This window comes from Mesorhizobium denitrificans (genome assembly GCF_003403035.1).
Taxonomy (GTDB): Bacteria; Pseudomonadota; Alphaproteobacteria; order Rhizobiales; family Rhizobiaceae; genus Mesorhizobium_G; species Mesorhizobium_G denitrificans.
Window position 1 is genome coordinate 1 of record NZ_QURN01000040.1, and the last position, 1,635, is coordinate 1,635.

Annotated in this window: 3 protein-coding genes; all 3 read left to right on the forward strand. The window is 56.8% G+C overall.

Annotation, left to right across the window (positions count from 1 at the left end; genetic code table 11):
• Positions 1-105: 105 nt before the first annotated feature.
• Genes DY251_RS21165 through DY251_RS21175 form a run of 3 tightly spaced genes read left to right on the forward strand, consistent with a single transcriptional unit; the run spans position 106 to position 1,552 of the window.
• Positions 106-366 carry a hypothetical protein gene (locus DY251_RS21165; protein WP_147307498.1) on the forward strand — a complete coding sequence of 87 codons (261 nt, stop codon included), beginning with the start codon at positions 106-108 and terminating at the stop codon, positions 364-366.
• Between the two features lie 3 nt (positions 367-369).
• Complete coding sequence (locus DY251_RS21170; RefSeq protein WP_116625884.1) at positions 370-1,200, forward strand: ABC transporter permease; 831 nt, start codon at positions 370-372, stop codon at positions 1,198-1,200.
• 58 nt (positions 1,201-1,258) lie between these two features.
• A complete protein-coding gene (locus DY251_RS21175; protein ID WP_147307499.1) occupies positions 1,259-1,552 on the forward strand; it encodes a substrate-binding domain-containing protein in 294 nt (97 codons plus the stop codon).
• Positions 1,553-1,635 lie beyond the last annotated feature (83 nt).

A 1,635-nucleotide genomic window follows, 5' to 3' on the forward strand; every position in this document is an offset into this window, starting at 1 on the left:
TGACCGGGCGCTAATCGGCGTGCCCTTCAACGCCCCTAAACAGGGGTCCCTTTTGCGCGAAAATACGGGGTCCCAATTCCACGGTCATTGACAACCAAGGAAATCATGCAGACCCAGCTCCAGGAGCTTTGGCTGTCGACGCGCAAGACCATCCTCTACGTGACGCACAGCATCGAGGAAGCTGTCGTGCTTGGCCAGCGCATCTTGATGATGACAGCCGGTCCGCGGGCCACCATCAAGAAAGAGATCAAGGTGCCTCTCGATTTCCCGCGCGACAAGCTCTCGAGCGAAGCGATGGAGTTGCAGCGCAGCTTGCGCGCCGACCTGATGACCGAAGTTGAAATCGCAATGAAGCGTTGGGCGTGAACCATGCGAAACATTTCCGAAAGAAAGCGCCAACCGGCTTCGTCAGCCCACGAAGGGGCGGGCTCGTTCTTCAACATGATCTGGACCCACAACCCTGTTGCGGGACCGGTCATCGCCACGATCGTATTCCTGATTGCCTGGCAGGCGGCATCGCTAAGCATGCCTGTTTTCCTTCCAGGTCCGATTGCCGCTATGCGCGGCGGTGTGGAACTGTTTCAGAATGGGCAACTCTTGCCCTATGTCGGCGTCACTTGGTACCGCGTCCTGCTCGGATGGGGTGTCGGGGTGTTGCTTGGCATCCCGACCGGCTGGATGATTGCCCAGAGCAATATCGTGAAGCGCCTGGTCGATCCTTATATCAACTTCTTCCGCTTCATTCCGCCGATCATCTGGGTCACCATCTTCCTGCTTTGGTTTGGCTATAACGACGTCACTCGCGTGCTGCTCGTGGCTTATGCCACGTTCATGATCTGCGTTATTCACGGCACGGTCGGCATTATCAGTATTCCGAATGAGAAGATCAGGGCCGCGGCCAATCTTGGCGTCACCGGCTGGGAGCTGTTTCGGCGGGTCAAGATACCCGCGGCATTGCCGGATGCTATCACCGGCATGCGCGTGGCGATGACCAATTCCTTCATGACGATCATCGCCGTGGAAATGCTCACCGCGTCTTCCGGGCTTGGCTATCTCGCCTGGACTTCGCGCCTTTATTTCCGTCTCGACTTCGTGTTCATCAGCATCGTCATCCTGGGCCTGATGGGCCTCGTCACCGACAGGATATTCAGGTTCCTGACCTTGAGATATCTCCGCCGCTACGGCGTTCATTTCGATTGAAATCCGGCTCTGCGCCAGGCTGGGCCTGTAGAGCCAAATAGCCAGGGAGGTTGTTCAAATGTGGGATCGTATTCGGATGCTTCGGCAGAAGAGAGCCACGGGATTGTTTGCGCGATTTCTGGGAGCAACCCTTGCCGGTTCAATGCTGTGCGCCGTGCCAGCCTTTGCCCAGGACAAGCCGCTGACGCCGCTCGTCTGGGGTGTCGACAGCTTCCTCACGACACTGCCGCAGCGCATTGCCGAGGAGTTTGGTTGGTTCAAGGAAGAGGGCGTCAGCATGACTCTGCGTGTCAGCGCACTTGGCGCGGAGAGCATGGATCAGATCATTGCCGGCGAAGCTGATGTCGCTTAGCAGTTAACCGCAAGAATGCGACGATTTGGTTGTGATTGACCATTTAATCATGAGAATCCTGCCTGTGCGATTCTCAAATTAAC